Annotated in this window: 26 protein-coding genes and 1 riboswitch; of the genes, 14 read left to right on the forward strand and 12 right to left on the reverse strand. The window is 61.2% G+C overall.

The window, feature by feature from the left end; translation table 11 throughout:
- Nucleotides 1–77: 77 nt before the first annotated feature.
- Nucleotides 78–173: riboswitch (TPP riboswitch) on the forward strand.
- From M0639_RS19370 to M0639_RS19400, 7 genes are all read left to right on the forward strand, one after another.
- Entirely contained in the window at nucleotides 161–904 is a 744-nt protein-coding gene (locus M0639_RS19370; RefSeq protein ID WP_007726090.1) for a TenA family protein, read from the forward strand. It overlaps the preceding riboswitch by 13 nt.
- Nucleotides 904–1,932 (forward strand): ABC transporter substrate-binding protein, encoded by a 1,029-nt coding sequence (locus M0639_RS19375; RefSeq protein ID WP_030536827.1) that lies wholly within the window; start codon nucleotides 904–906, stop codon nucleotides 1,930–1,932. Before M0639_RS19370 ends, M0639_RS19375 begins: the two co-directional genes overlap by 1 nt.
- Entirely contained in the window at nucleotides 1,910–2,713 is an 804-nt protein-coding gene (locus tag M0639_RS19380; RefSeq protein ID WP_003941393.1) for an ABC transporter permease, read from the forward strand. The genes M0639_RS19375 and M0639_RS19380 overlap by 23 nt, the downstream gene beginning before the upstream one ends.
- Before the next feature lie 8 nt (nucleotides 2,714–2,721).
- Nucleotides 2,722–3,516: an ABC transporter ATP-binding protein gene (locus tag M0639_RS19385; RefSeq protein WP_030536826.1), complete on the forward strand. Its 795-nt coding sequence runs from the start codon at nucleotides 2,722–2,724 to the stop codon at nucleotides 3,514–3,516.
- 288 nt (nucleotides 3,517–3,804) lie between these two features.
- Nucleotides 3,805–4,362: a LysM peptidoglycan-binding domain-containing protein gene (locus tag M0639_RS19390; RefSeq protein WP_030536825.1), complete on the forward strand. Its 558-nt coding sequence runs from the start codon at nucleotides 3,805–3,807 to the stop codon at nucleotides 4,360–4,362.
- Nucleotides 4,363–4,527: 165 nt separating this feature from the next.
- Nucleotides 4,528–5,010, forward strand: coding sequence for a hypothetical protein (locus M0639_RS19395; protein WP_064074720.1), 483 nt, complete (start codon nucleotides 4,528–4,530; stop codon nucleotides 5,008–5,010).
- A gap of 212 nt (nucleotides 5,011–5,222) precedes the next feature.
- The gene (locus M0639_RS19400) at nucleotides 5,223–6,569 is read left to right on the forward strand and encodes a T3SS (YopN, CesT) and YbjN peptide-binding chaperone 1 (RefSeq protein WP_007726081.1); all 1,347 of its coding nucleotides are present in this window, start codon (nucleotides 5,223–5,225) and stop codon (nucleotides 6,567–6,569) included.
- A gap of 21 nt (nucleotides 6,570–6,590) precedes the next feature.
- Here the strand turns inward: M0639_RS19400 and M0639_RS19405 are convergent, their stop codons facing one another.
- From M0639_RS19405 to M0639_RS19415, 3 genes are all read right to left on the reverse strand, one after another.
- Nucleotides 6,591–7,958, reverse strand: a complete 1,368-nt coding sequence (locus M0639_RS19405; RefSeq protein ID WP_058227701.1) for an acetamidase/formamidase family protein — start codon at nucleotides 7,956–7,958, stop codon at nucleotides 6,591–6,593.
- A gap of 113 nt (nucleotides 7,959–8,071) precedes the next feature.
- Entirely contained in the window at nucleotides 8,072–9,190 is a 1,119-nt protein-coding gene (locus M0639_RS19410) for a methyltransferase (protein WP_064074719.1), read from the reverse strand.
- A 129-nt stretch (nucleotides 9,191–9,319) separates the two neighbouring features.
- Nucleotides 9,320–10,435: a Glu/Leu/Phe/Val family dehydrogenase gene (locus M0639_RS19415; RefSeq protein ID WP_003941274.1), complete on the reverse strand. Its 1,116-nt coding sequence runs from the start codon at nucleotides 10,433–10,435 to the stop codon at nucleotides 9,320–9,322.
- 219 nt (nucleotides 10,436–10,654) lie between these two features.
- On the opposite strand from M0639_RS19415, the gene M0639_RS19420 reads away from it, so the two are divergent.
- Both M0639_RS19420 and M0639_RS19425 read left to right on the forward strand, forming a co-directional pair.
- Complete coding sequence (locus tag M0639_RS19420; RefSeq protein WP_003941343.1) at nucleotides 10,655–11,167, forward strand: Lrp/AsnC family transcriptional regulator; 513 nt, start codon at nucleotides 10,655–10,657, stop codon at nucleotides 11,165–11,167.
- 46 nt (nucleotides 11,168–11,213) lie between these two features.
- Nucleotides 11,214–11,675 carry a 6,7-dimethyl-8-ribityllumazine synthase gene (locus M0639_RS19425; RefSeq protein ID WP_003941401.1) on the forward strand — a complete coding sequence of 154 codons (462 nt, stop codon included), beginning with the start codon at nucleotides 11,214–11,216 and terminating at the stop codon, nucleotides 11,673–11,675.
- 56 nt (nucleotides 11,676–11,731) lie between these two features.
- On the opposite strand, the gene M0639_RS19430 is transcribed toward M0639_RS19425, so the two are convergent.
- Together M0639_RS19430 and M0639_RS19435 are read right to left on the reverse strand one after the other, a co-directional pair.
- Nucleotides 11,732–11,911, reverse strand: a complete 180-nt coding sequence (locus M0639_RS19430) for a hypothetical protein (RefSeq protein ID WP_248671209.1) — start codon at nucleotides 11,909–11,911, stop codon at nucleotides 11,732–11,734.
- A gap of 212 nt (nucleotides 11,912–12,123) precedes the next feature.
- A complete protein-coding gene (locus M0639_RS19435; RefSeq protein ID WP_082893221.1) occupies nucleotides 12,124–12,618 on the reverse strand; it encodes a DUF3558 domain-containing protein in 495 nt (164 codons plus the stop codon).
- Nucleotides 12,619–12,831: 213 nt separating this feature from the next.
- On the opposite strand from M0639_RS19435, the gene M0639_RS19440 reads away from it, so the two are divergent.
- The 3 genes from M0639_RS19440 (at nucleotide 12,832) to M0639_RS19450 (ending at nucleotide 16,377) form a co-directional block, all read left to right on the forward strand.
- Entirely contained in the window at nucleotides 12,832–14,508 is a 1,677-nt protein-coding gene (locus M0639_RS19440; protein WP_003941369.1) for an NAD(P)/FAD-dependent oxidoreductase, read from the forward strand.
- Nucleotides 14,509–14,517: 9 nt separating this feature from the next.
- Nucleotides 14,518–15,954 (forward strand): ATP-binding protein, encoded by a 1,437-nt coding sequence (locus M0639_RS19445; RefSeq protein ID WP_003941311.1) that lies wholly within the window; start codon nucleotides 14,518–14,520, stop codon nucleotides 15,952–15,954.
- Nucleotides 15,955–16,023: 69 nt separating this feature from the next.
- Nucleotides 16,024–16,377 (forward strand): UBP-type zinc finger domain-containing protein, encoded by a 354-nt coding sequence (locus M0639_RS19450; RefSeq protein ID WP_003941317.1) that lies wholly within the window; start codon nucleotides 16,024–16,026, stop codon nucleotides 16,375–16,377.
- A 1-nt stretch (nucleotide 16,378) separates the two neighbouring features.
- Here M0639_RS19450 and M0639_RS19455 read toward each other — a convergent pair whose 3' ends face one another.
- Together M0639_RS19455 and M0639_RS19460 are read right to left on the reverse strand one after the other, a co-directional pair.
- Nucleotides 16,379–16,705 carry a hypothetical protein gene (locus tag M0639_RS19455; protein ID WP_003941339.1) on the reverse strand — a complete coding sequence of 109 codons (327 nt, stop codon included), beginning with the start codon at nucleotides 16,703–16,705 and terminating at the stop codon, nucleotides 16,379–16,381.
- A gap of 41 nt (nucleotides 16,706–16,746) precedes the next feature.
- A complete protein-coding gene (locus M0639_RS19460) occupies nucleotides 16,747–17,241 on the reverse strand; it encodes a DUF3558 family protein (protein WP_003941299.1) in 495 nt (164 codons plus the stop codon).
- Nucleotides 17,242–17,416: 175 nt separating this feature from the next.
- Between M0639_RS19460 and M0639_RS19465 the strand changes: the two genes are divergently transcribed.
- Nucleotides 17,417–18,472 (forward strand): 2,3-butanediol dehydrogenase, encoded by a 1,056-nt coding sequence (locus M0639_RS19465; RefSeq protein ID WP_003941279.1) that lies wholly within the window; start codon nucleotides 17,417–17,419, stop codon nucleotides 18,470–18,472.
- On the opposite strand, the gene M0639_RS19470 is transcribed toward M0639_RS19465, so the two are convergent.
- From M0639_RS19470 to M0639_RS19480, 3 genes are all read right to left on the reverse strand, one after another.
- Nucleotides 18,462–18,785: a 4Fe-4S dicluster domain-containing protein gene (locus M0639_RS19470; RefSeq protein WP_007726052.1), complete on the reverse strand. Its 324-nt coding sequence runs from the start codon at nucleotides 18,783–18,785 to the stop codon at nucleotides 18,462–18,464. The genes M0639_RS19465 and M0639_RS19470 overlap by 11 nt on opposite strands.
- Complete coding sequence (locus M0639_RS19475; RefSeq protein ID WP_064074718.1) at nucleotides 18,782–20,371, reverse strand: FAD-dependent oxidoreductase; 1,590 nt, start codon at nucleotides 20,369–20,371, stop codon at nucleotides 18,782–18,784. The genes M0639_RS19470 and M0639_RS19475 overlap by 4 nt, the downstream gene beginning before the upstream one ends.
- 125 nt (nucleotides 20,372–20,496) lie before the next feature.
- Nucleotides 20,497–20,742 carry a hypothetical protein gene (locus M0639_RS19480; RefSeq protein WP_231915214.1) on the reverse strand — a complete coding sequence of 82 codons (246 nt, stop codon included), beginning with the start codon at nucleotides 20,740–20,742 and terminating at the stop codon, nucleotides 20,497–20,499.
- A gap of 223 nt (nucleotides 20,743–20,965) precedes the next feature.
- Here M0639_RS19480 and M0639_RS19485 point away from each other — a divergent pair, with 223 nt between their 5' ends.
- Entirely contained in the window at nucleotides 20,966–21,346 is a 381-nt protein-coding gene (locus M0639_RS19485) for a helix-turn-helix domain-containing protein (RefSeq protein ID WP_007726046.1), read from the forward strand.
- On the opposite strand, the gene M0639_RS19490 is transcribed toward M0639_RS19485, so the two are convergent.
- Nucleotides 21,343–23,136 carry an AMP-dependent synthetase/ligase gene (locus M0639_RS19490; RefSeq protein WP_064074716.1) on the reverse strand — a complete coding sequence of 598 codons (1,794 nt, stop codon included), beginning with the start codon at nucleotides 23,134–23,136 and terminating at the stop codon, nucleotides 21,343–21,345. The two genes, M0639_RS19485 and M0639_RS19490, sit on opposite strands and share 4 nt — an antisense overlap.
- Nucleotides 23,133–23,594 carry a MarR family winged helix-turn-helix transcriptional regulator gene (locus M0639_RS19495; RefSeq protein ID WP_003941330.1) on the reverse strand — a complete coding sequence of 154 codons (462 nt, stop codon included), beginning with the start codon at nucleotides 23,592–23,594 and terminating at the stop codon, nucleotides 23,133–23,135. Before M0639_RS19495 ends, M0639_RS19490 begins: the two co-directional genes overlap by 4 nt.
- Between the last annotated feature and the right edge of the window lie 2 nt (nucleotides 23,595–23,596).

Raw genomic sequence — 23,596 nt, forward strand, 5'->3', positions numbered from 1 at the left:
GTGGCAATCAAGACCAAACCTACCAATCTCGGACGGGTGTGCGCCGAGTACACAACCCCTCGGTGTTAAGGTCGCCTAGTTCTGACACGGGGTGCTCCGCATGGGCGGGGCTGAGAACACACCCGGGAACCTGATCAGGTAATGCTGACGAAGGGATGTCATGGCTACTACGCAGCCTGCATACAATTCTGCCGAAAACTCGGTGGCCACAGCGCCGTCGACGGATCGGTTCACAGATCGACTCTGGGCCGAGACGAAGGCCCTCCGCGAGTCGATCGACTCACTGGAGTTCCTCCGCCGCCTCGGCGACGGAACATTGCCTCTCGACGCGTTCCGCACGTACATCGAGCAGGACAAGCTTTATCTCGAGGGATATTCGAAAGCGTTGTCCCTGGTCGCGGCCCACGCCCCGGATCCGCAGTCCGCGGGCTTCTGGTCGAATTCCGCGTCGACGGCAGCGACAGTGGAATCTGCGCTTCACGACGGACTTCTCACCGGTGGAATTCTTCCAGCGGGATCGGGAAGGCTCGAGCATTCGCAGGCCTGCCTGGGATACGTCTCGTATCTGACGGCGACTGCAGCAACTGCGCCTTACCCGGTCTCCGCCGCGGCAGTACTCCCCTGCTTCTGGATCTACGCCGAGGTCGGCCGCGATCTTGCCGCTTCAGCGCGCGAGGTACTCGACGCCGATCCGTCGCATCCGTACGCACAGTGGGTCACGACCTACGACGCACCCGAATTCCACGAGTCGGTGGCGCAGGCCCGCGTGCTGGTCGATGCTGCGGCCGAAGCTGCCACCGAGACAGAGCGTGAGGCGATGAGTGAAGCATTCCGCATCGCCAGCCGCTATGAGCTGATGTTCTGGGATTCCGCACTCCACCAGCAGCCTTGGCCGGCGTCGTGATGTCGTTTGCGGCGCTGCGCCGCACGCTTGCCACGTCTGCCGCGATCGCAGCCGCGTTCACAGTTCTGACCGGATGCGCCTCTGACACCGGCTCTTCCGACGGGACCATTCGGTTCGCACTCGACTGGACACCGAACACGAACCACACCGGTTTGTACGTAGCACTCCAAGAGGGCTACTTCGAGGACGCCGGCCTGGACGTCTCGATCCTGCCGTACAACAACACCTCGCCCGACACCCTGGTCGATGCCGGCAATGCCGAGTTCGGCATCAGCACACAGAGTCAGGCCACGTTCGCCCGTGCAGCCGGCGCCGCCACGACATCCGTCATCGCGCCACTTCAGCACCGCGCCACCGGCATCGGCGTGAAGGCGGATCGTGCGGACATCACGCGCCCACGTGATCTCGACGGGAAGACGTACGCCGGGTTCGGCGATCCCGGCGAAGTCGAAACGCTGCAGCAGATCATCCGCAACGACGGCGGGACCGGGAACTTCACGACGGTCACGCTCGGAACTTCCGCGTACGAAGCCGTGTACTCGGGCCAGGCAGACTTCACCGTCTCCTACTTTGCTTGGGAAGGCCTCGAAGCGGAGCGAAACGGAACTCCGATGCGGTACTTCCAGTACACCGATTACGGCTTCCCCGATGCATATTCGATCGTGATCAACGGCAACCAGCAGTGGTTGAAGGACCATCCCGACGAGGCACGCAAGTTCGTCAAAGCCGTTCAGCGCGGATATCAGACTGCTGCCGACAACCCGGACCAGGCCGCGCAGGATCTCATCGACGCGAACCCCGGAGCATTCACCGACGAAGACCTCGTGCGTGAGAGTCAGCGGATGCTCGCCGCCGACTACATGAAAGACGCCAACGGCGTTGTGGGCGCCCAGAATCTCGAAACCTGGTCGGGCTACTCGGGATTCCTCTTCGAGAACGGATTGCTCGCCGGACCCGACGGGAAGCCGTTGACCCAGAAGCCGGACTGGTCGGAGTACTTCACCAATGAGTATCTCGACGCGTCCTGACGTGAGCGGACGGTTGGTCTCGACCATGCGGCGGGCGCTTCCCGCGCTCGCCGTGGTGGTGCTCCTCGTGGCGGCGTGGCAGATCTACGTCGAGATCAGTGGGATTCGGCCGCAAGTACTTCCGTCTCCGGGGCGCGTTCTGTCCCAGGGGTGGGACAACCGCGAGATCATCTCCGGCCACGCCTGGTCGACATTGCAGGTCACGTTGGTCGGCTTCACTGTTTCATTGGTGTTGGCCTGGATTCTTGCTGTGGTCGTGGACTTTTCGCCGTGGTTGTCACGCGCGCTGGTACCACTTTTTGTCGTCTCGCAGACGCTGCCGATCATCGCCATCGCGCCGCTGATGATCATCTGGTTCGGCTTCGGGTTGTTGCCGAAGGTGTTGGTGATCGCCCTTGCGACGTTCTTCCCCATGACCATCGGACTCATCGAGGGATTTGCCGCGGCCGATCGGGAAGCGGGCGCTCTCCTGCGCAGTATGGGCAGCACTCGCTGGCAGGAGTTCCGATACGTTCGCCTTCCTTCGGCAATTCCGCGATTCTTCACTGCCCTGCGCATCGGCATCACGTATGCGGTCGTGGGTGCGGTGTTCTCCGAATACGTCGGCGCTACTTCCGGTTTGGGTATCTACATGAGCACCCAGAAGAACTCCTTCCGCACCGACCTGGTGTTGGCGGCCGTACTGGTGACCGCGTTGATCAGTGTCACGCTGTACTTGCTGACGTTCGCCATCGAGCGCATCGTTGCACCATGGGCGATGAACGAAAGGTCGCGGACATGACTGACCCGATGGTCGAGGATGCAATGGTCGAAATCCAGGACCTGACCAAGAGGTTCGACACGGCCGGAGAATCGCGTCTCGTGCTCGATTCGGTGTCCTTTGGTGCCGACGCGGGCGAATTCGTGTCGGTGATCGGGCCGAGCGGCTGCGGCAAGAGCACGATCTTCAACGTCCTGGCCGGGCTCGAATCCCCGACCGCGGGTTCGGTCCGTGTGGGCACGCGCGCAACGGAATCCGAACCAGCCACCGAGGTGCATACCGCGTACATGCCGCAGAAAGATCTTCTGTTCCCTTGGCGTTCGGTACTGGACAACACGGCCCTCGGTTTGGAAGTGCAGGGAGTCGGCAAGAAGGAAGCACGCGAGCGCGCTCGCGAGTTGTTCCCGGCGTTCGGACTGTCCGGATTCGAGGACGCCCGGCCGTCACAACTGTCCGGCGGCATGCGCCAGCGAGCGGCGATGCTGCGCACCGTTGTTCAGGGCAAACCTGTCCTGCTGCTCGACGAGCCGTTCGGCGCACTGGACTCGTTGACCCGCACCGAGATGCAGGCCTGGCTACAAGACGTGTGGCAGCAGTACCGGTGGACCGTGCTGATGATCACCCACGATATTCGTGAAGCGATCTATCTGTCCGATCGCGTGGTCGTTCTGTCGGCGAGGCCGGCAACGGTCAGGTGCGTCGTCGACGTTCCCTTGCCGAGGCCACGCGAACTGGACATGATCACCTCGCCCGAGTTCGCCGACGTCGAGCGTGAACTGCTTGCCGTACTCCACGACGAGACGCGCAAGTCGCTACACCCCTAGCGGTTACTGACAATGCGCTGAGAGCGCGCCGATTTCACCTGCCGTTCAAGAGAAAGTGCATCGCAACGGTGCAACTTCGCGTAGGATGTCGCGGCGCGTTCGCCCAAAACGCCTTAATATCAGCAAGATCCGAACGCTCGACACGCAATCCGCCAACGCTGCACAATTCTCTGTACTCTTCGGTAACGTACACTCGGTCGCCTACGAGACCAACGGCCAGAAGGTAACTGGACGGTAAAGCGGAATCGTGGAGGCACAGTCATCGCAACAGATTTGGAAAGGGACAGCGTGAGCACACTGCAGTCAGGTCAGAGCCTCGGAGTCGGCCAGGAACTCAAGTCCGACAACGGCGCATACACCCTCACCTTGCAGGACGACGGCAACCTGGTTCTGTCCGAGGGCGGACAGGCTGTTTGGGCCGCAGGCACCAACGGATCCGGCGCCAACCGCGCCGAGGTGCAGGCTGACGGAAACTTCGTCATCTACAAGGACTCCGACGCCGTGTGGGCATCGCAGACCGCAGGCAACGACGGTGCCTCCCTCTCGGTTCAGGACGATCGCAACGTCGTTCTGTCCGTCGGCGGAAATGCTCTGTGGTCTTCGGACACTGCAATCGCAGCGCCGGCCGCCGAGGCTGCCCCGGAGCCCGCTCCGGCACCCGAGCCCGAGCCTGCCCCCGCCGCTCCGGCAGCGCAGAGCTACACCGTCGAAAGCGGCGACACCCTGTGGGCGATCGCAGAGCGTTTCTACGGTGACGGCAACCAGTACCAGCGCATCGCGGATGCAAACGGCATCCCGAACCCGGATCTCATCAACGCCGGTCAGGTACTGACGATCCCCGCCTGATTCACTGCTTGACCTGGCCCTGGGTGCCGACGTCCGCGTCGGCACCCAGGGCCTTTTGTGTTCTACGCCACACAGATTCGCGTCCCGCCCAGCAGACCCTGATACTCCATTGCGGCATCTTTTCGCCTACAGTACTTCCGTACTGCTCCCGAAGGACAGGTGTGCATGAAAGACAGAACAGTCATGATCGGCGCTGTCGCAGTGGCCGCTCTTTCTCTGACATCAGGCCTCGTTTTCGGCGGAGCAGCCGGCGCATTCGGTGCCGGCGGCCCTGTGGTGAAGCCTCCCACTCTGGTCTCGTCGGTTTCCGTGGAGTCCGTCACCGGGATCGAACCGGCCGCGTTCTACAGCTCGGTTGCAGTCCCCACGGTTGTCATCCCGCCGACGCCGACCTGGCGAATCGCCGACGAGACGACTGCTCCTCGTAATCAGCCGCTTGTGGTGACCGCGACAAGCACGAGCTCCGCCACCTCGACTACGACGGCCACCAGTACGACAACACCCGTCTCATCCACGACAACTGCGTCGGCTACCGCGACCTCGTCACCGACCGCGACGGCCACAACCACCAAGACCAGCACCACCCCCGTTGTCACGACCGGATCCACGCCGCCCGTCGTCGAGGTCTCGCCCGTTCTCGCCGGATAACCCTCGCCCTTTCGCCCGCACACCGCCTGGCGTGACGGCGGTTACAGGCACACTTCAGTCGCCGCTCTCGAATAACCGATCTACCTGCGACTACCTTCCTCGTCGTCACGGTTCGTGGTCCGCTGCAATCCGGTCGACCGGAAAAGGACAGCAGCATTGTCGGAGCCTCGCGATACCGTATAGGTCTGAGCTTTTGCGGAAGGAGGTGGCTGATGAGCGCAATGGGCTTCGATCTCGATGTCAGTGTCGACCGGGCGTGGGCAGAATTTCAACGTCGCCTCGGCGATCACATTTCCATCATGGTCGACGGCGACGTTCTTGCCGTGGAATCGTCCACCGGCGACTTCGATCCAGCTGACGGCGCAGCGCCATGCGTTCAGTTCCTCGTGTGGGACGAGAACACAGTCCGCTGCGAGGTTCCTTCCAACGACTTCCTTCATCCGCGCTATCGACTCGAAGATGCCGACGAACAAAAGTTGATCGCACTCGGCTGGAATCCGCCTTCCGAGAATCTGGAGGATCCGAACAACTCCCCCGCCTTCTGCGTCGACAAGGCGCAGAACTGGGCCGATCAGCTCGCAGCGATGACTGTCGCTGCATTCCGTGATGTGTTCGGTGTGCACCACCCGGCTTTTCTATCCAGCGATCTCACCGGCAACGAGCAGACTCCGGATTTCGATCCGTCGGTCGTCGAGTCGACAGAACTTCCGACACTCGACCCCACCGCGGCCTACATGCCCAACGACATCGACCACCTCAAGGAGTTGGTCACTCTCGCTTTGCTTCCCATGCTCGGCACTCTTCCCGAGCGAGACAGCGACGGCGACATACCCATTCGTGTCGGTTCGACTGTCATGTTCGTCGGTCCGCTTTCCGAGTCCATGGACGTGCAGTTGTTCTCCCCACTCGTTCAGGACATCAGCAACCGCACTCGTGCAGCCGAGGTCATCGCCGATCTCAACCGCAAGTGGTCGCGCATCAAGTTCGTCTTGATCGACGACCGTCTGTCGGTGTTCCTCGAGGTGGCGGGTTCGCCATTCGTTCCCAAGCAACTCACCGATACGTGCGCCGCCCTGACGTCGTTCCTGCGTACCGTGGACGACGAGTTCGCCGCACGCGTCGGCGGAGACCTCTTCTTCGCGAGCAAGAGCGGTGACTCCTCCTCGCTGCAGCCCGATCTGACGGCCGAGGACCTGCCTCCCGAACTCGAGACCCTGCTGCACCTCGATCTGGACGTGGCCGAGGATCTCGACGCGGTAGCCGATGTCTGTGGTCGTGATCGCGATCTGATTCTTCAGCTCCTCCACATCAGCAACGAATGGCAGATTCAGCTGCGTAGTCAGGCTGTGGACGCCCACAGTCGCGGAGACGCCGAAGAGGCTGCGGGATACGAGGATCAGGTCGGCGGGTGGGAACTCATGGTCGACCGTCTGCGAGGGGCCTTGCGACTGGTGGTCCTACCCAATTCTCGAACCGAGACGCCGGCAAAGCCGCAACCTGAGCAAATGGGCTTGTTCGCCGATCCCTTGCAACAGAGCCTCTTCGACGATCCGTCCTGACAACACGGATCGCCTTTCCCGCTATTCGAAGTGGGATTTGAAGATCTGTCCGTGGACGCCCACGGTTCGATCGACAACCTGCGAGACCGTGAAATCGGCTGCGGCAGAAAGATAGGCGTAGGCCGTCGCTCGATCCATTCCGCGATCATGCTCGAGGAAGTCGAGCGCGTTGACCACCGCGCGCCGCATGGCACCGTTGAGGTCACTGTTCTGCCCATCGACCGAACCGTTGGGGTCGGACAGGCCGATCGGAATCCAGGCCTCCTCGGTCTCGGCGAACGGGTATCCGAAAGCCACCGATGGAGCCTCACCGGAGTTCTTCTTGCACACGCTTAGTCGGAACGTGCCGCGCAGCGAACCTTCCATCGCCGTCAGCGCTGCCTCGCCGTCGCCCATGGCCATGTGGGGGTCACCGACGTAGAAGAGGGCGCCTTCAGCGAATACCGGCAAATAGAAGGTTGATCCGACACCGAGATGCCTGATGTCGATGTTTCCGCCGCCCAGGGTCGGAGGAATGGAGTTCGACGACGGGGATGTCGGGTCTGCATCCGCAGAATAGGCAACTCCCATCATTCCCATGAAGGGCCGCAGGGGAAACCGCACCTTCGACTGTCCGAAAGGCATCACGCCCTTGCCGTCTTCGATCGCCGTGAAAGTGGAAACACCGCCGTACTTCAACGGGTCCTTTGTTGCGCGCCCGTCTGTGGCGACCGGCGGCATGACTTCGTCCAGAGTGATTCCCGCTGGAGCGGTTCCGTCTGCTGTGACGGCGAGAGCGCCCTTGCCGTGTCTGCTCGACACAACGCCGTACGGCACGCGGGGAATGGCTTCGAGAGTCTCGATCTTGAGTACGTCTCCAGGCTGGGCGCCTTCGACGAAGACCGGGCCGGTGACGACGTGCGGTCCGTCCTTGTCGAAGTTTCGTTCGGTTCGGTTGTATTCGGCCGCAACGGCAATCGCATCCTCGAGCACGTCCTTCTCGGAAACGCCTTTGCTACCGAAGTATTCGAGAGGATTGCGCCCTTGATCCTCGAGAATTCCCTCGTGCGAGAGGGCGTCGATCGTGACGGTCTGGCCCGACTTCATCCGCATCACCTCGCGGGTGTGGATGTTGGGCACATAACCCCACATGACGTCCGACGGATCCGAACTCAGATAGTGATCGCCACTGACGTTTCCGCTGCCCGGCTGCAGAATCGGAATGCCATCGGCGAACGGTAGTGCAGAGGAGGACGACCCAGCCGGTGACGCGTTCGAGTGCGCGCATCCCGAAGCCACACCGGCAACTCCTACGCCCGCACCGAGGGCAGCGACTGCCCTCATGAATCCGCGTCGGCCAAGACCTTTCGTCAGGTCTTCGGCTGCGTTGCGGGCAAGAGTGTATTCCATCGAGATTCCTCCGGAGTGCGTGACGATGTGCGACTGCGAAGAAAGCTAGACCCGATTTGTTACTCGTTCATTACCATTTCATGGCAGGAAAATACCGTTGACTGAGAATGAATTCAGCGACGGCGAAGCCGCCACAGCGACGTCGTTTCACGTGCCCGGGCGGCGTGAAGCGCATCGGTTCGGTCACTGACCTTTGCGTGCGTCGGTTTGACGTCCATGCGATCGACAACAGTGAGCCCACCGGCCGCAATCAGATCGTGCAGTTCGGATCGCGTTCGGAGACCGAGGTGTTCGGCAATGTCCGAGAGGATCAGCCACGCTTCTCCCGCGTCGTCCAGATGCGCTGCGACACCAGTCAGGAAGCCCTTCAGCATCGCTCCAGCGGGGTCGTAGACGGCGTATTCGATGGGCGAGGTGGCCTTGGCCGGAATCCAGGGAGGATTGCAGACCACCAACGGAGCGGTGCCTTCGGGAAAGAGGTCTGCTTCCACCACGGTCACCTGATCGCCGTAGCCAAGCCGCGAGAGGTTGCTACGAGCGCATTGCAGTGCCCGGGGGTCCTGGTCGGTGGCCGTCACTGCCTTGACACCGCGCTGCGCCAGTACGGCAGCAAGAACGCCGGTGCCGGTGCCGATGTCGAAAGCCGATTCCGTCGACGGCACTGGCGCAGACGCGACAAGATCGACATACTCCCCGCGGACGGGTGAGAACACTCCGAAGGCGGGATGCACTCGTGCGTCGAGAGCCTCGATGAAAACACCTTTGCGGTGCCACTCGTGAGCGCCGATCGCGCCGAGGATGTCACGCAACGAGCGAACCGAAGGCTCACCGGTAATCCCGAAAGCTTCGGTCAACGCGACTTGCGCGTCCGGGGCTCGCCGGAGTGGAATCGACAGATCTGCATCCAAGGGAATTAGCAGCATGCCGAGGATCTGCGCGCGGCGTCCTTGGGTCTGCCGGTGGAGATGGAAGGCTTTGGCGGGATCGTCGGAGGCTCGGCGCGGCTTGCGGTCGATGCGCGACGCGACGGCCTTCGACAGTTGGCGAGCGTTCTGAAAATCTCCGCGCCACAACAACGCCGTGCCTTCGCATGCCAAGCGATAGGCGTCGTCGGCCTTCATCGTGTCGTCGGCGACGACGATGCGCTTGGGCGCCGGGGCGTTGCTCGTCGAACCCCAACGGGCCGATTGCTCGGCGTCGTTCTCGGTCCACACAGCGAATTGTTCAGTCATGTAAGCCCTTCCGGCGTCCGACGCATAGCGGCCGGTCTACCGGCTGATGTGGTCCAGATCTGCAAAATCTGCTCGTCTGGTGTCCACACTAGTCGGGACCGGCCGCGCTACATGACTGCGAGAGGGATGTCAGCCCTTGGCGACGCGAGCTGCCTCGGCGATCCGAGCCTCGGCGACCGCGTCAGCAGCCTCTCCGGCGAGGATTCCGTCCTTCTTCGACTTCGCGAAGATCTCGGTGACCGTGTCGAAGATCTTCTCGACCTTGAGCTTGACCTCTTCGGCCGAGTTGCCCTTCAGCTCGCCGGCGACCTGGATGAGGCCGCCGCCGTTCGCCACGTAGTCAGGTGTCCAGGTGATGCCGCGGTCGCGGAGGATGTTCTCGACCTCGGGGACGGTGAGCTGGTTGTTGGCAGCGCCGCAGACAACCTCGGCCTTGATCGAGCGTGCGGTCGTGTCTGTGAGGGTTGCGCCCATCGCGCAGGGTGCGTAAACGTCGAGATCGGCGTCGATGATGCTGTCGACGATGCTCACCTGCGGGAAGTCAGCCTTGACACGGTCGAGCGCTGCGGCGTTGACGTCGGTCGCGAGAACGGTTGCGCCGTCTGCGAGGAGGAGCTTGATCAGCTCGTAGCCGACCTTGCCTGTGCCCTCGACACCAACAGTCTTGCCTGCGAGCGACGGAGTGCCCCAATGCGATTGTGCCGCGGCGCGCATCGACTGGAATACGCCGAGGGCCGTCATCGGAGCGCTGTCGCCGGAACCGCCGACCGTGGCGTTGCGGCCGACGACGAAGTCGGTGTTACGACCGATGATGTCGAGATCGTTGGAGTTGGTTCCGACGTCACCAGCGGTGATGTAGCGGCCACCGAGGGTCTGGACGAATTTTGCGTAGGCGCCGAGCAATTCGTCGGTCTTGGCCGTTGCGGGGTCGCCGATGATGACAGCCTTGCCGCCGCCGAGGTCGACGCCGGCAACCGCAGCCTTGTAGGTCATGCCGCGCGAGAGGCGCAAAACGTCTGTGACTGCGGCAGATTCGTCGGAGTACGGGTAGAAGCGCGTTCCGCCGAGCGCGGGACCGAGCGTCGTGGAGTGGATGGCGACGATGGCCTTGAGGCCGCTCGCGGGATCCTGGAAGAAGCTCACCTGCTCGTGGGGGTAATCGCGCAGGTAGTCGGCGCGATCGAACACGCCCGCAGTGTCGTCATGGGAAACAACGGAGTTCACGGGCTCGGCGGTGAGAGTCATTGTGGGATAGACCTTTCCGAAGGATAAACGGGGCGCAGTCGAAATATTGGGACGAATTGGCCGTTGGGTACTATTGGGGACAAATAGCCCAAAGAGAATCCCGCTGAGCAATTCGTGGAACCAATGCTCTGCCTGAGTTACGATTTGGTCAATGCAAATCTCTTGAACTAGTCAATTCGATCATCCAGTGACTCATATCACTGAGGAGAGGTTCACAAAGTGCTCAGCATCGACAAGCTCGACGTCCAGTTGCTCGGTCTGCTCAGCAAGGACTCGAGGATGAGTGTGGCCGAGTTGGCCAACTCGTTGGGCGTCGCCCGCAACACCGTCCAGTCGCGAATGAAGCGCATGGAATCCAACGGACTTCTCACCGGGTTTCGGCCGAATCTCAATCTCCCCGAGGTCGGTATCCCGATTCAGGCATTTGTCGGTCTGGAACTCGAGCAGGGCAAGATCAGCGCAGTCGCTCGGAGTCTGACCGAGTTGCCCGAGGTGATCGAAATTCACGCCACGACCGGTCGCGAGGATTTGCTCGTTCGCGTCGCCACCTCGACGCACGCGGCCCTGCAGAAGTTGGCCGAGCAGATCGTGTCACTTCCAGGCGTCACGCATTCGACCACGACCATCGCTCTGACCAATCCCCTTCCGTATCGAATTCAGCCTCTCCTCGAGCACCTCACCAATGACGCCGGCTGGGGTCGTTCGACCGCCTTCCCCCGTCAGCAGGACTAGGACGGGTGGTCGCGTCGATGCTTCCCAGTGCGCTAGTTTCATGGTTATGAGTGAGATCCAGGGACAGCGCATCGCGTTCATTCAGGCGACGTGGCATCGCAACATCGTCGACCGTGCACGCGACGGATTCACCGACGCGATCGTCGAGCTCGGCTACCCCAAGGACACGGTTGATTTCTTCGAGGTACCGGGAGCTTTCGAGATCCCGCTGCACGCCCGGCGGTTGGCCAAGACCGGCCGCTACCAGGCGATCGTTGCCGCAGGTCTGGTCGTCGACGGCGGTATCTACCGGCATGACTTCGTGGCGACGGCTGTCATCGACGGTCTGATGCGCGTGCAGCTCGACACCGACGTTCCGGTTTTCTCGGTGGTCTTGACGCCGCATCACTTCCACGAGCACGCCGAGCACGTCGACTACTTCAGCACGCATTTCGTGAAGAAGGGCGCCGAGGCTGCTCGCGCGGTCGACGCCACCGTCAAGTCGTTGAAGGCCCTGCCCACCAGCTAGTCGTTACCCAAGTCTCGCTGAGTCGAATGCCATCGGCTCAGCGAGATTTTTTGTGTCTATCGAGGGGTGTCGACGCTTGCCAGTGCGGAGGCATTCGAGTCGTCGACTTCGCCATAGCGGTCGACGCATTGCTGGAAGAAGTCCCGCATCTCGGTGATTACAAGCGCATGACTGAGAAGAGACTTTTCGAGTGAATCGGCACCACCGGTGGCCTTTTGCGCAAACTTGCCAGCCATGTCTTTTCCCGACTGAAGTGTCCCAAAGCAGTCCAAGGCAGTAAGTCTGTTCAAGTTGCCTGCCATGTCTTGCAACTCGGCAAGAAGCCCCTCACACGCGACGGCAAGCTGTGCTGCAACATTTGGGTCGAGGTCAATGCTGTGGGCACTTGGAGTTCGAGAGGTATGGGTCTCAGACATTAGATCCTCAATTCGGCCGATAGAACACGTGTTTAACTGGGGAGACGTTGATCGAGGAGGTTCGCGTAATGTTGCGTGAGCTCGCATGTCGACCCTTCGGGCTTAAGAGCAAGTTTGGTATCGACGCTGAGCCAAATCGCCCCCTGCGCAGCAGGCAAGGCGACGAAACATCTGACAAGGTCGGCATCCGCCTGAAGATGGAACTCGACGCCGTTTCGCTGGCCGATCGTCACGGGCTTGAATCCCACGTAGTTCGGATTCTGTTTGGTGGTCTCGATGGAACTTTCGGTCGAAAAAATCGACAAGTAATACCAGGACTCAGTCCACGAACAGATTTTCCAACCCGGTTGCTCGACGCCGGCGATGTCAACTTCCTCGGTAGTCGGATCAAGCCCGACTTCTTCCAACACTGAGTCCGGAATGTCCTTGCATGGATCGAACAAACCCTCGTGGCCGGATGCAGGCTCAGCCGCCCCCTCCACGACTGAGCTGCATCCTGCCGCAGCCCACACCAACACCCCAGCCATGAGCAGTCGCCCAACCCCCACCGACCCCCGCATGACACCCCCTGTTGATGTGGACCCACTGTATTGGATGCACCGGAGGCTCGATCGGTTCCCGCAATCTTGAAATTCCCAGTTCAGGTTCGCCGGTTCACTCAGAGCGCATCTTCAGCGATTGACGCTCAGCTCAGCAGTCGCATACTGGAGAGGTTGACTACGACTTCGGGAAGGCACCGAGTGAGCGCACCGAAAGCCCCGGCCAAACCAGCGATCCTCAGCGTCGACGACGATCCTGGTGTTTCGCGTGCCGTCGTTCGAGACCTTCGCAAACGGTACGGAGAGAAGTACCGAATCATTCGTGCGGAGTCCGGCGACCAGGCTCTCGAGACCTTGCGTGAAATGAAACTTCGCGGCGATGCAGTCGCTGTCATCGTCGCCGATTACCGCATGCCTGGTTTGAGTGGAATCGAGTTCCTCGAACAGGCAATGGACCTGTATCCCGTAGCTCGGCGCGTTCTACTGACCGCCTACGCCGATACTGATGCTGCGATCGACGCCATCAACGTAGTCGACCTCGACCACTACCTCCTCAAGCCGTGGGATCCCCCGGAAGAGAAGCTGTACCCCGTCATCGATGCGCTGCTCGATGCCTGGGCAAGCTCGAGTCATCACCCCGCCGAGGAAACAAAGGTGATCGGCCATCGTTGGTCCGAGCGATCATCCGACGTTCGAGAGTTCTTGGCACGCAACCAACTTGCCTATCGCTGGTACATGTCGGACGAGCCGGAAGGCCAACGACTGCTCTCGGCTGCCGGTACCGACGAACTGCGGCTTCCCGTCGTCATCGCATCCAATGGGGATGTCCTCGTCGAGCCCACTGACGCCGAACTCGCCGACAAACTCGGGTTGAGTACTACTCTCTCCGAAGACTTTTACGATCTCGTTGTCATCGGCGGCGGCCCTGCGGGTCTGGGAGCTGCCCTGTACGGCGCTTCGGAGGGACTTCGGACGGTCCTCATCGAACGGCGAGCGACCGGCGGTCAGGCCGGCCAGAGTTCACGAATCGAGAACTACCTCGGCTTCCCCGACGGAGTTTCCGGCGCACAGTTGGCCGATCGGGCGAGGCGCCAGGCGACCAAGTTCGGCGCCGAGGTCATCACCGCTCGCGACGTCACCGGTTTGGAAATCAACGGCTCGGCCCGCACAGTACGTTTCGACGACGGTTCGTCGGTCGACGCCCATTCGGTCATCTTGGCGACCGGTGTTTCCTATCGCCAACTGTCGGCGCCGGGGCTCGATACCTACACCGGCCGAGGGGTTTACTACGGATCGGCCGTCACCGAAGCTGCACGGTGCAGCGAGCAGGATGTGTACATAGTCGGCGGCGCCAATTCGGCAGGGCAAGCTGCGGTCTATCTCTCCCGCGGAGCTAGGTCCGTCACCATTCTCATTCGCGGCAACTCGCTCGAAGCCTCGATGTCCTACTACCTGATTCAGCAGATCGAAAAGAATCCGAAGATCACCGTGCGCACGTGCACGGAGGTAGTCGGCGCTGAGGGTGACGATCACCTCGAACGAATCACACTGCGTAACAGAGCCACCGGAGAAGAAGACACTGTCAATGCTCAGTGGTTGTTCATCTTCATCGGTGCCGCTCCACTGACCGACTGGCTCGGAGACGTGGTGGTCCGCGACGGAAATGGCTTCGTTCTTGCCGGCCCGGACCTTCCGTCCGAAGGCGTCACCCCGGACGGGTGGCCGCTCGACCGCGCACCACATCATCTCGAAACCAGTGTCCCCGGAGTGTTTGTCGCCGGGGACGTACACGCCGAATCGGCCAAGCGCGTCGCGTCGGCCGTCGGAGAGGGCGCGATGGCCGTGATGTTCGTCCACCGCTATCTCGCTCAACAATAGGGAGATTCGATGTCCATTCCTGAATGCAGCCCAGACTTGCTTCGCACCCTGTTCCTGTTCGAGAAGCTCACCGACGATCAGCTCGAATCACTCTGCCAGGCAGGCCATATCACCGAGATCGATCGAGGTCAGGTCTACCTCGAAGGTGAGCCTGCCACCTGCTTCTACGTCCTCATCGAGGGCGAGGTGGTGCTGTCCAAGCTGTCGGGCGGCGAAGACATCGAGATCAACAGGACCACCCAGCGCGGCGTCTACTCGGGAGGATGGACGGCGTATCTCGGCGATCGGGTACCGCAGGTCTACGCGGGGTCGATGCGAGTGACGACTCCTTCGACGTTCTTCGTCCTGGACGCCGACAAGTTCGGCAACGCGATGCGCGAGTGGTTTCCGATGGCGGTACATCTACTCGAGGGTGTCTTCTTCGGCAAGAAGAACACCCAGCAGATCATCGACCAACGAGAACGACTGCTGGCGCTTGGATCACTGTCGGCGGGATTGACTCACGAGCTCAATAATCCCGCAGCCGCAGCAGTTCGAGCGACCGCGTCTTTGCGCGAGCGTGTCGCAGGCATGCGTCACAAACTGGGAATGGTTGCCTCGGGCACCTACGACCGCGATGCCCTCGTCACTCTCATGCGACTTCAAGAGGAAGTTGCAGAGGTTGTCGCCAAGGCGCCGACGCTCACCCCCCTCGAAGCCTCCGATCGGGAGGATTCGTTGGGTGAATGGTTCGAGGATCATTCGATTCGAGAAGGTTGGGACCTGGCTCCGACCTTCGTGCAGGCTGGACTCGACACCGCTTGGCTCGAGAACGTTGCTGCAGCCGTTGACGAGTCCGTACTCGAAGGCGCAATTCGCTGGCTGAATTACACCATCGAATCCGAACTCCTGATGAACGAGATCGCCGACTCCACAACGAGGATTTCGACTCTCGTCGGTGCAGCCAAACAGTATTCTCAGATGGACCGCGCACCCTTCCAGACCATCGATGTCCACGAATTGCTCGACAGCACGTTGATCATGTTGGGGCAAAAGATCGGAAGCGGAATCGAAGTCGTCAAGGAGTACGACCTTGCGTTGCCTCCGATCGACGCCTACGCCGCCGAACTCAATCAGGTGTGGACCAACCTGATCGACAATGCGGTGTCTGCCATGGACGGATCGGGAACACTCACCGTTCGGACAAGCCGCGATGGCGACCGCGTGTGCATCGAGATCTGCGACACCGGCGCCGGGATTCCCGATGACGTCATCGACAGGATCTTCGAACCCTTCTTCACGACTAAGCCTGTCGGTGAGGGAACCGGTCTCGGCCTTGATATTTCGTGGCGAATTGTGGTCGGCAAGCATCGTGGTGAGCTACGGGTCACGTCTGAGCCCGGTAACACCCGGTTCAGAGTTTTGTTGCCCATCGCGGGCCCACCGCGGGATACGCGCGACGACTAGCCACCTTGCACGGCCGGTAGGCAAAGCGCACGATGAAATGACCGACTTCAGTCAGCGAGAGGGTGGACCATGACCGACGGACTTCCAGCGGGGATCGATCCGAGCGTGCCGCCCAGTGGCGCGGGATGCGTTGAATGCGATGCGAGCGGCGGTTGGTGGGTGCACCTGCGTCGATGCGCGCAATGCGGTCACGTGGGGTGTTGCGACTCCTCACCGTCACAGCACGCAAGCAAGCATGCGGCCTCGACGAAGCATCCGTTCATGCAGAGCTACGAACCCGGTGAGGATTGGTTCTGGAGCTTCGAAACCAACGAGGCGTACGACGGACCTGAATTGGCGGCGCCCACTTCACATCCCGTAGATCAGCCGACCCCAGGGCCTAAGGGTCGTGTCCCGGCCGATTGGCAGCAACACATCCACTGACTCAGTTCGGTTGGTCGATCGACCTCAAAGTCGAGACGTTCGACGACTCCTGCTCGAATGCGTTGTCGATGCAGGCTTGAAACTGAGCCTGCATTGCCTCCACGACCGCGATATGACTCGCCAACACATCGACGAGCGCATCCGGGCCGCCAACCGCCTTTTCCTCGAACTTAACCTGCAGTGCCCGGGCGGATCCGAGAGTGCCGAAGCCTCCCACTTGCCCGAGATAGTTCGCATCGTCCGACAGTGACCTGAACAGCGAAATTAGATCATCACACGCCTTCGCCAGATCCTCTGCGACCCTCTTCTCCAGATACAAACCGGACATCACATACTCCAATTCACTACGAGTCGAATCTCTTCCGAGCGTTATTCGGGAAGCAGCGGTAACACGGTCAGACCGACCCGCTCAACCAGTTCACACGGAGTTTCGGGGCGCTGGTCACCGACTTTCGCACCCACTCGAATCATCGCCGTGGACTGAGCAGTCGCGAAGGCGATATTGCACGCGGTGTCCGCCTTGTCATTGTGTTCCTGGAACATCAGGACCTGTCGGCCGGCGAGTTGAATTCGATGTAGATCGCGCATCACCGGATTTGCTTCGACTTCCGCAAGCGAGTGTGTTGTGGAAGTCAGACGGAGGAAGAACCAAGATCCTTCCCACTTGCATATATTGAACCCATCGATATGGGTGTTGACTATGTCAACCTCTTTTGTTGCCGGGTCAACTCCGACTCTCTCCAATTCCTCATTGCTGAGAACCTCACACGGATCAAACATCCCAATCACATCGACAGGGAAAGCCTCGCCCTCGACGGTCGAGGAACAACCCCCAACCAACAGCGCGGCCGCGACCAAGACCACTGCCCCCCTCACTTCCACAGCACTCCCCTCATTCGCGGCCCGCTCACAGTATTGGACGCTCCCCAGGACCGATCGGTTCCACCCCATTGCATTCCGTTGCAACCCTTCACCCACGCCAACAATCGGCCTAACGTCGATCTACCAGGGGATTCACAACGAAGTGAGGTGCGGATCAATGAAGGCAGCACGGTTCCACGGGCAGAAAGACATCCGGATCGAAGAGATTCCTGAGCCCGAATTGCGGCCAGGAACAGTCAAGCTGAAGGTCGCATGGTGCGGAATCTGCGGCACCGATCTCCACGAGTACCTCGAGGGACCGATCTTCATCTCCGCACCCGGACACCCGCATCCACTCTCACACGAGAATGCGCCGGTCACGATGGGCCACGAGTTCTCCGGCACCGTCGAAGAGGTCGGCGAAGGTGTCACGGACGTCGAGGTCGGCGAAAATGTTGTCGTCGAGCCGTACTTCGTCTGCAACGAGTGCGCCCCGTGCAAGGCGGGCAACTACCACCTGTGTACGAAGATGGGGTTCATCGGCTTGGCCGGCGGTGGTGGCGGGCTCAGTGAGAAGGTCGTCGTCGACCGTCGCTGGATCCACAAGATCGGCAACATCCCGCTCGATGAGGCAGCGCTCATCGAACCGTTGAGCGTCGCCCATCACGCAGTCGTACGCAGTGGTGCCGAAAGCGGCAACGTCGCCATCGTGGGCGGAGCCGGACCAATCGGACTCCTCGTTGCGGCAGTCCTCAAGGGTCTGGGTGTCACGACGATCGTCACTGAACTCAGCGAGGCCCGCAAGGCCAAGGCCCTCTCCAGTGGCGTAGCCGACTACGTCATCGATCCCACCACCGAAGACGTCAAAGCGCGCGTCCTCGAACTCAGCGGAGGCATCGGCGCAGACATCGGCTTCGAATGCGCAGGCGTCAACGCGGTCCTCGACACCATGCTCGACACGGTCAGGCCTGCTGGAGTTGTTGTCAACGTGTCGATTTGGGGCAAACCCGCGACCATCGACATGCAGAAGCTGGTCCTCAAGGAGATCGACCTACGCGGAACCATCGCGTACGTACGCGACCATGAAGCGGTCATCAAGATGGTCCAGGACGGTGTCGTCGATCTGGCGCCATTCATCACCGGTCGTATTCAGCTCGAAGAATTGATCTCCGAAGGATTCACCACTCTGATCGAGCACAACGACACTGCAGTCAAGATTCTCGTCAGGTCGTGACCGGACGGGGCACCTCCGGGCCCACCGCAGTCAGGGACCCAGGTGCCCGCCCTTTGCCCCATCCGATCTTCTCTCGGTAGCGGCCGATGTGATCGTCCTCGATCACATCGGCCGTTTCCAACGGCGTGGATTGCGGATGCACATACAGCGCATCCGTCGGGCAATATGCCTCACACATGAAGCAGGTCTGGCAATCCGATTGGCGCGCAATCACCGGGACGCCCGACGGCGTCCGATCGAAAACATCTGTAGGACAAACGTCTACGCACTTGTCGCAGCCGATGCAGTCAGGCGCGGACACCAGCTCGATCATGACGCCACCAGTGCAGACCCGACAGATTCAGAAGTCCGGGTCCACACCGAATCCAAACCGCCGGTGAGGACGTGATGGTGCTGCGTCACATCGAGTTCGGGATAATCGTCTCGCTTGCTCATTCCCCGAGTCTCGGTCCGCGCCAACGTCGAGTGGTACATCCAGCGACCGACGGCCGTGATCGCGGCAGCCTGCCGCGCCGCCATCCGACCTGCTGGATCCGCGCCCAGATCCGACCTCACTGCACCCCACAGCGATTCGAGCTCACCGAGCGCTGCGGATACTCGATCACCGCTGCGGAGGTAGTTCTTGTCGAAGGGAATCAGCTGCGCCTGAGCAGCTTTCACCACATCGTCGGCAGCAAACCCGGTTCGTACCGGATTACGCAATCCGACGGTTCCGGCTCCGCGTAGACCACTGGTAGCCCCGCGTCCGACCGACAGCGCATAGCGCGCAGCACCGATTCCCGCCCATGAACCAGAGGACATCGCCCACGCGGCGTTGTGACTTCCCCCGCCGGTAAACCCTCCGCAGATTCGCTCTCGGGTCGCTGCGTCCCCGGCGGCAAACAGACCTGGAACGGATGACGCGCAATCGTCGTCGACGACGTTGATTCCCCCAGTGCCGCGCACCGTGCCTTCAGCGAGCATGCCGACCTCGAATTTGTCGGTGAAGGGATCGATTCCGCGGCGATCGAATTGAAGGAAGAAGTTGGGTTGCCCCAGCCTCATTCGACGCTGCACCTCGGCGTCGGCCCGATCGATCTGCGCGAACACGGGCTCGTTCCGCAACGTGCTGGCGATGACGGACCTCCCCTTCGCCGAACCGGCCCCTTCGAGCACTCTTCCGTCTGCGTGGAAGAACGTCGCGTACGCGTAGTAAGCCGTCTTGGTGATCGTCGATCCGGCCGCTGCGATTCCGTACGCGTTCGAGAACTCCATCCCAGAGAACTCTGCTCCGACTTCCGCTGCCATCAATGCACCGTCACCGGTATCGACGTTGGTACCCAGCGCACCGGACAGAAACGCACAACCTCCGCTGGCGACCACTACCGCGCCTGCCGAGACTCGGTAGTCCTGATGTTCGTGACGCTGGTATCCGGCGACTCCGCGAACTCGGCCCTCACAGTCCACCAACAACTCCAGTGCCGGCGAATGGTCGAGGATCCGCACCCCGGCTCGACGAATCCAGGTGCGCATCCGTCGCATGTACTCAGGTCCCTGCAAGCCGGTACGGATCTGCTTGCCCGTGCTGGGGTCGATGGGGAACGGATATCTGCCCTCCACCGCGAGGAGATCCATGTTGGAGTAGGTCTGCTCGAGAACGCGGTCCATCCAATGGTGGTCTGCAAGATATCCGCCGAGCGCCTCACGACCGGCCTTCGCCCGCTCACGGGCAGTCGTATCCGGTTCGACGTACCAAACACCTGTTCCGGAGGGGGCCGTTGCGCCGCTCGTTCCGCAGTAGCCCTTGTCGACCAGGACGACGTCTGCACCGGCCTTGGCCGCGCGCAACGCTGCCCATGCGCCGGCGGGGCCACCACCGATCACCAATACATCGGTGGAGAGTTCGAGGACGTCCGTCACTGGCCAGCTCCTGTCAGAGGTCTACGCAACACTTCTGTTGCCGCAATATTCCTCGAACGAACTACGCAGCGCCACAGTCAGAATCACTGTGAACTCAACCGGTCACCATCGCATCGACAGATGTGCTACGACGCTTCCCGCTCCTCGTCGGTGCACAACGCGGAGTACCTGGCGAAGGCTTCCTGCAAGGTCAGCGATTTGCGTCGCTCGGCGATGTCGCGGGGCTTTCCCTGTGCAACACATCGACGAGCATGCTCGATCACAGCTTCACGAATGACGCTGGAAATGTCCGCGCCCGTGAGCTCTTGGAGGGCCTCTAGGGCCCTCAGTTCCTCTACGTCGAATCTCACCGTTACCGATCGTCTAGCCACGCTCAGGATGTTACTTGCGGGTACACCAAATTTGGTGAGTTACATATGCGTCGAGTCGAATATCTTTGGGCGCCAAAACCTTCGAATTCCGATCTACGTGGGTAAATAGTTTTCCACTCACGGCACTCATGTAATGCAACGCACACAGTGCCATCCAGCGTGCCGACGGACACTGTCGCTGTCTATGCTTGCGAAACACTGCCTTCGATCGGAGATACATCGCGTGAGCATCGACCACATCGTTTCCGCAGTCGACGGCGATGCTGCCGAGCGAATCAAAACGGCCCTGACCCAGAGAGCCGCAACCTCGACGGACACGACCACGCTGGTGTTCGACGGCGTCCGGATCGAGATTCCACCGTCGGTCGGCGACGCCGTCGTGCAGCTCCTGACCTACCTCGCTGCCGGGGACAGCGTCGCCCTCGGGCCAGTCGCAGAGCTCCTCACCACCTCGCAGGCAGCAGAGATCCTCGGCGTTTCGGACACGTATGTGCGCAAACTCGCCGACGCCGGGAAACTCCCGATCGAACTACGCGGCACCCACCGCAGGTTCCGCCTCGACGACGTGATGGCTTACCGCGAGCAGTTCCCCAAACGCGCCTAGCTCTTCGCGTACATTCCTTCGATCTCTTTCGAGAACCGATCGACGACGACATTGCGCTTGATCTTGAGCGTCGCTGTCATCTCACCGTCTTCCTCGGTCAGATCGCGATCGAGAATGACGAACTTCTTGATCGACTCTGCATGTGAGACAGCGGCATTGGCGTCGTCGACGGCCTTCTGCAGCTCCGCTCGAAGGTCCTTGTCGTCACGTAGTTCGGCGACGGTGGCACCAGAAGGCTTGCCGTTCTCGGCCTTCCACTTCTCGAACACCTCGGGGTCGACGGTCAACAGCGCCGTGATGTAGGTCTTCCCGTCGCCGACGACGACTGCCTGCGAGACGATGGAATGCGAACGGATACGGTCTTCCATCGGGCCGGGCGAGACGTTCTTGCCGCCCGCCGTCACCAGAAGATCCTTCTTGCGTCCGGTGATGGAAAGGTAACCTTCGCTGTCGAGTTCACCGAGATCACCGGTTCGCATCCAGCCGTTGACGAATGTCTCTTCGGTGGCCTTGTCGTTCTTCCAGTATCCCTTGAAGACGACTCCACCGTTGAGTTCGATCTCGCCATCCTCGGCGATGCGAACCCCGTTGCCGCCCATCGGCTGTCCGACGGTTCCGATCTTCTGAGCACCCGGGACGTTGACGCAGTGCGCCGCAGTAGTTTCGGTGAGGCCATAGCCCTCGTAGATCGGAACTCCGAGCCCACGGAAGAAGTGCCCCAGCTCAGGAGTGAGGGCGCCGCCACCGGAGATCGCGAACCAGCACTCGCCGCCGAGAGCCTCACGAAGCTTCGAATACACGAGCTTGTCTGCCACTGCGTGCTTCGCCTTCAAGATCAGCGAGGGACCGCCCTTGTCGAGGGCTTGGCTGTACTCCTTGGCGGTGGCTTCGGCGAAGGCGAAGATCGCGCTGGGGATCTTTCCACCGGATTCCGCCTTGCGTGCTGCGCCGTCACGAACTTTTTCGAAGACACGCGGAACACCGAGGATGGTGTTGGGCTTGTACCGCTCGAATTGAGTTGTGATGGTGGCAAAGTCAGACCAGTGCGCCTGCGACGCACCAGCTTCGAACGTCGCGAGGGACACCGCGCGGGCCAGTACGTGCGCGAGCGGCAAGAAGGTCAGGACTCGGTTTCCCGGAACCGCCACCTTGCCGATCGATGCCGTGAGAATCCCGCGCACCTCGGACAGGAAGTTGCGGTGCGTGAGGATGCATCCCTTGGGACGGCCTGTGGTGCCGGAAGTGTAGACGAGTGACGCCAGATCGTCGGCCTTGATGCCCGCGAGTCGCTTCTTCAGCTCGGTATCGTCAACGTCGGCGCCCTGTGCGGTTAGCTTTTCGACTGCTCCGTCGTCGATCTGCATGACGGCCTTGAGAGAGCTTGGCGCGTCCTGGAACAGCTGCTCGTGCGCGCCGGTTTCGACGATCGCGATGACGGCCTCGGAGTCTTCGAGGATCCAGCTGACCTGCCCCTGAGACGACGAGTCGTAGATCGGAACGGTAGCGGCGCCGGCAGCCCAGATGGCGAAGTCGAAGAGCGTCCACTCGTATCGGGTCGCGGAGAGGAGTGCGACGCGGTCGCCTGCCTGCACCCCGGCTGCAATGAGACCGTTTGCGACGCCGGTGACCTGCTCGGCGAACTCTTTGGCTGTGACGTCTACCCAACCCTCTCCCTTGGGGCGGGAGAACACCGTCAGTTCGGGCGTGCGCTCGGCGTGAGTGAAGACGGTGTGCACCACAGACTCATTGTCGGAGATGGTGAACTGGGCTTTGGCGCTGTACTCACTCACAGGGTGTCATCTCCGTTGGTCTGCGATTCGATGCTGATTCTGAAGCGGTGGAGTGCGCGGGCGAAGTCTGCGACCTCGGACTCGGTCCAATCGTGCAGCCTGCCGGCGACTTGGTCGAGCCGACGCGCGTCGGCGGCGTCGAGGTATTTGCGGCCAGCCTCCGTGAGGTGCAGCGGATTGCCCTGACGAACGGATCCCGGATCGGCATATACCCAGCCTGCCTCGATGCACCCGCGCACTTGGCGCGAGATGGTCGAGCGGTTGACGCCGAAGACTTCGGAGATCTCCGTGGCCTTGCATCCGTCATTGCGGCCGATGAAGGAGAGGAACGAATGCTGGGCGATCGACGGGTGGTCATCGGAATGCCGATCCCCCGTCATCAACTGCCGCGTCAGGTGCACCAGCTCGTCATGAACGGCTGGTGGACCGGTGAGCGCCATTGCTCCGTCGTGTTGCACTG

The organism is Rhodococcus qingshengii JCM 15477, assembly GCF_023221595.1.
GTDB lineage: Bacteria > Actinomycetota > Actinomycetes > Mycobacteriales > Mycobacteriaceae > Rhodococcus_F > Rhodococcus_F qingshengii.

What these genes read in the sequence shown, in the direction of transcription:
- M0639_RS19370 (WP_007726090.1), top strand. Translation starts at nt 161, where the DNA reads ATGGCTACTACGCAGCCTGCATACAATTCTGCCGAAAACTCGGTGGCC.
- M0639_RS19375 (WP_030536827.1), top strand. Translation starts at nt 904, where the DNA reads ATGTCGTTTGCGGCGCTGCGCCGCACGCTTGCCACGTCTGCCGCGATC.
- M0639_RS19380 (WP_003941393.1), top strand. Translation starts at nt 1,910, where the DNA reads ATGAGTATCTCGACGCGTCCTGACGTGAGCGGACGGTTGGTCTCGACC.
- M0639_RS19385 (WP_030536826.1), top strand. Translation starts at nt 2,722, where the DNA reads ATGGTCGAGGATGCAATGGTCGAAATCCAGGACCTGACCAAGAGGTTC.
- M0639_RS19395 (WP_064074720.1), top strand. Translation starts at nt 4,528, where the DNA reads ATGAAAGACAGAACAGTCATGATCGGCGCTGTCGCAGTGGCCGCTCTT.
- M0639_RS19400 (WP_007726081.1), top strand. Translation starts at nt 5,223, where the DNA reads ATGAGCGCAATGGGCTTCGATCTCGATGTCAGTGTCGACCGGGCGTGG.
- M0639_RS19405 (WP_058227701.1), bottom strand. Translation starts at nt 7,958, where the DNA reads ATGGAATACACTCTTGCCCGCAACGCAGCCGAAGACCTGACGAAAGGT.
- M0639_RS19410 (WP_064074719.1), bottom strand. Translation starts at nt 9,190, where the DNA reads ATGACTGAACAATTCGCTGTGTGGACCGAGAACGACGCCGAGCAATCG.
- M0639_RS19415 (WP_003941274.1), bottom strand. Translation starts at nt 10,435, where the DNA reads ATGACTCTCACCGCCGAGCCCGTGAACTCCGTTGTTTCCCATGACGAC.
- M0639_RS19425 (WP_003941401.1), top strand. Translation starts at nt 11,214, where the DNA reads ATGAGTGAGATCCAGGGACAGCGCATCGCGTTCATTCAGGCGACGTGG.
- M0639_RS19430 (WP_248671209.1), bottom strand. Translation starts at nt 11,911, where the DNA reads ATGGCTGGCAAGTTTGCGCAAAAGGCCACCGGTGGTGCCGATTCACTC.
- M0639_RS19435 (WP_082893221.1), bottom strand. Translation starts at nt 12,618, where the DNA reads ATGGCTGGGGTGTTGGTGTGGGCTGCGGCAGGATGCAGCTCAGTCGTG.
- M0639_RS19445 (WP_003941311.1), top strand. Translation starts at nt 14,518, where the DNA reads ATGTCCATTCCTGAATGCAGCCCAGACTTGCTTCGCACCCTGTTCCTG.
- M0639_RS19450 (WP_003941317.1), top strand. Translation starts at nt 16,024, where the DNA reads ATGACCGACGGACTTCCAGCGGGGATCGATCCGAGCGTGCCGCCCAGT.
- M0639_RS19455 (WP_003941339.1), bottom strand. Translation starts at nt 16,705, where the DNA reads ATGTCCGGTTTGTATCTGGAGAAGAGGGTCGCAGAGGATCTGGCGAAG.
- M0639_RS19465 (WP_003941279.1), top strand. Translation starts at nt 17,417, where the DNA reads ATGAAGGCAGCACGGTTCCACGGGCAGAAAGACATCCGGATCGAAGAG.
- M0639_RS19470 (WP_007726052.1), bottom strand. Translation starts at nt 18,785, where the DNA reads ATGATCGAGCTGGTGTCCGCGCCTGACTGCATCGGCTGCGACAAGTGC.